This window comes from Actinocorallia lasiicapitis, assembly GCF_054778695.1.
On the sequence record NZ_BAAGZI010000498.1, the window covers coordinates 1 to 3,658 of the forward strand.

General features: G+C 73.8%; 2 protein-coding genes. Both read left to right on the forward strand.

Annotated elements, in window-relative coordinates:
- The coding region (locus ACYVE7_RS30980; protein ID WP_460369729.1) for a 5-oxoprolinase/urea amidolyase family protein at window positions 1–3,026 on the forward strand (3,026 nt) is incomplete at its 5' end.
- The coding region (locus tag ACYVE7_RS30985; RefSeq protein WP_460369730.1) for an amidase family protein at window positions 3,023–3,658 on the forward strand (636 nt) is incomplete at its 3' end. The genes ACYVE7_RS30980 and ACYVE7_RS30985, both read left to right, overlap by 4 nt.

Sequence of the window (3,658 nt, forward strand, 5' to 3'; positions counted from 1 at the left end):
GCGCCTGCCGCGACGACGCCGACCTCGCCGACGCCTGGGACGCCGTCCACCGGACGGCCGCCGCGGGCTTCGCCACCTCGGGCGTGTTCCTGGAACGCCTGGTCGGCGACGCCCGCCACGTCGAGGTGCAGGTGTTCGGCGACGGCAGGGGCCGGATCGCCCTGTTCGGCGACCGGGACTGCTCCCTCCAGCGCCGCCACCAGAAGGTCGTCGAGGAGGCGCCCGCCCCGGATCTACCCGCCGACGTGCGGGAACTCCTCGCCGACAGCGCGGCGCGGCTGTGCGCGTCGGTCGGTTACCGGTCGGCGGGGACGGTCGAGTTCATCTACGATCCCGTCCGGCGCGAACCGTACTTCCTCGAGGTCAACACCCGGCTCCAGGTCGAGCATCCCGTCACCGAGGCGGTCTACGGGGTGGACCTGGTGGAGTGGATGCTGCGGCTCGCCCAGGACGATCTCACCCTGTTCGACGCCGGGGTGCCCGAGCCGCGCGGTCACGCCGTCGAGGCCCGGGTTTACGCCGAGAACCCGGCCAAGGACCACCGGCCCAGCGCCGGGCTGCTCACCCGGGTGCGTTTCCCCGGCGACGTCCGGGTCGACGGCTGGGCGGAGACCGGCACCGTCGTCACCTCGTCCTACGATCCGCTGCTCGCCAAGGTCATCGCGCACGGCGACGACCGGGCGGCCGCCCTCACCCGGCTCCGCGACGCGCTGGAGGAGAGCCGGATCGACGGCGTCGAGACCAATCTCGGCCTGCTCCGCGCCATCGCCGCCGACCCCGGGGTCGGCGCGGCCGTCCACCACACCGGCACCCTCGCCGGCCTCACCGACACCTCGCCGCGGATCGAGGTGGTGCGTCCCGGCGTCCTGACGACGGTGCAGGATCTACCGGGCCGGATCGGGTACTGGCAGGTCGGGGTCCCGCCGTCCGGGCCGATGGACGACCGTTCGTTCCGCCTCGGCAACGGGCTCCTCGGCAACCCGCCGGGCGCCCCCGGCCTCGAATGCACCCTGCTCGGCCCCGCCCTCCGCTTCACCCACGCGACGACGGTCTGCGTCACCGGCGCGCCCGCACGGGTCACGGTCGACGGCGCGCCCGCCCCCCGGAACGAGCCGTTCACCGTCCCCGCGGGCGCGACTCTCGAACTAGGCGCCCCCCCGACGGGACTCCGCACCTACCTGCTGTTCTCCGGCGGCCTCGACATCCCGGACTTCCTGGGCAGCGCCTCCACCTTCACCCTCGGCGGCTTCGGCGGCCACGCCGGCCGCTCCCTCCGCCCAGGCGACACCCTCCGCACGAGATCGCCTCGAGCTGCGGCGTGTCGCCCGTTCGGGCCCGCTGAAACCGTCGACACGCCGCAGCTCGACACGATCATGGACGGGCGGTGGGAGATCGGGGTCGTGGAGGGGCCCCACGCGGCGCCTGAGTTCTTCACCGTCGAGGACGTCGCGGAGTTCTACGCGGCCGAGTGGAGGGTGCACCACAACTCGGCGCGGACCGGGGTGCGGCTGGTCGGGCCGAAACCCCGGTGGGCGCGGGCCGACGGGGGAGAGGCCGGGCTGCACCCGTCGAACATCCACGACACGCCCTACTCGGTCGGCGCGGTCGACTTCACTGGGGACATGCCCGTGATCCTCGGTCCGGACGGGCCGTCGCTCGGCGGGTTCGTCTGCCCGGCGACCGTCGTGACGTCCGAACGGTGGAAACTCGGCCAGCTCAGGCCCGGCGACACGGTCCGGTTCGTCCCGGCGCCGTCGCCGGTGGGGCGGCCGGGCGACGGGGGAGTGCTGGCCCGGCACGGCGATGTGACGTTCCGGCGGAGCGGCGACGACAACATCCTCGTCGAGTTCGGCGCGATGGAGCTCGACCTCGAACTGCGGATGCGGGTGCACGCCCTCGGCGAGGCCCTGGACGCGGCGCGGCCGGCCGGGCTGCTGGACGTCACGCCCGGCATCCGCTCCCTCCAAGCCCACTTCGATCCGGCGGTCCTGCCGCAGCCGGTGCTCCTCGCCGAACTGCTGCGGATCACCGCGACGCTGCCGCCCACCGACGAGCTGGTCGTCTCCTCGCGGACCGTGCACCTGCCGCTGTCCTGGGACGATCCCGCCACCCGCGAGGCCATCGACCGGTACATGGCCGGGGTCCGCGACGACGCGCCGTGGTGCCCGTGGAACATCGAGTTCATCCGCCGGGTCAACGGGCTGGCGACCGTCGAGGAAGTCCACCGGACCGTGTTCGACGCCGAATACCTGGTGCTCGGCCTCGGCGACGTCTACCTGGGCGCGCCCGTCGCGACCCCCCTCGACCCGCGGCACCGGCTCGTCACCACCAAGTACAACCCGGCCCGCACCTGGACGGCCGAGAACAGCGTCGGGATCGGCGGCGCCTACCTGTGCGTGTACGGGATGGAGGGGCCCGGCGGCTACCAGTTCGTCGGCCGCACCACCCAGGTGTGGTCGGGCTGGCACCAGCGCGGCCCCTACGAGCAGGGCAGACCCTGGCTGCTGCGGTTCTTCGACCGGATCCGCTGGTATCCCGTCACCGCCGACGAACTGCTCGACCTGCGCGCCGACATGGCCGCGGGACGCCTCGACCTCAAGATCGAGCAGGGGGTGTTCTCGCTCGCCGACCATCGGGCGTTCCTGGCGGCGGAGGCCGCGTCGATCGCGGAGTTCCGGGCCCGCCAGGCGGCCGCGTTCCAGGCAGAACGCGCCGCCTGGGAGGCCGCGGGCGAGTTCGCCAGGACCGACGAGCCCGTGGCCCCCGCCGCCGCCGAACTGGAGTTGCCGCCCGGCGCGACCGTCGTGGAGGCCGAGTTCGGGGCGAGTGTCTGGCAGCTTTCCGTCGCCCCGGGGGAGGTCGTCGCCGCAGGTCAGCGGCTGGTCATCCTCGAGGCGATGAAGATGGAATCGGCCGTCGCCGCGCCCGGCCCCGGGCGGGTGGCGAGCGTCCTGGTCTCGCCGGGCGACCAGGTGGAGCCCGGTACACCCCTTGTCGTCCTCCTTCCGATCGGAGCGTCCCGATGACCCAGCCCAGCCCCGCCGTCGCCAGGGTGCGGCGCGCCTACGCGCGGATCGCCGAGACCGACCGTCCCGAACTGTGGATCACGTTGCGGCCGCAGGACGAGGTGGAGGCCGAGGCGGCGGCCGCCGATCCGGCGCTGCCGCTGTACGGGACTGTTTTCGCGGTCAAGGGAAACATCGATGTGGCGGGGTTGGTGACGACGGCGGGGTGCCCGTCCTATGGGTATCTGCCCGAAAAGGACGCCGTGGCCGTCGCACGGTTGCGGGCGGCGGGGGCAGTGCCGCTCGGGACGACCAACCTCGACCAGTTCGCCACCGGCCTGGTCGGGACCCGCAGCCCGTACGGGGCCGTCCGCAACGCCGTCGATCCGGAGTACGTCGCCGGCGGGTCCAGTTCGGGGTCGGCGGTGGCCGTCGCGCTGGGGATCGCCGATTTCGCGTTGGGCACCGACACGGCGGGCTCGGGACGGGTACCCGCCGCGTTCAACGGGATCGTCGGGCTGAAGCCGACCTACGGGCTCGTCCCGACCGGCGGGGTGGTGCCGGCGTGCCGGTCGCTCGACTGCGTCACCGTCTTCGCCGCGACCCTGCCGGAGGCGCGCCGCGCGCTCGCCGCGATGGCCGCTCCCGCCGAG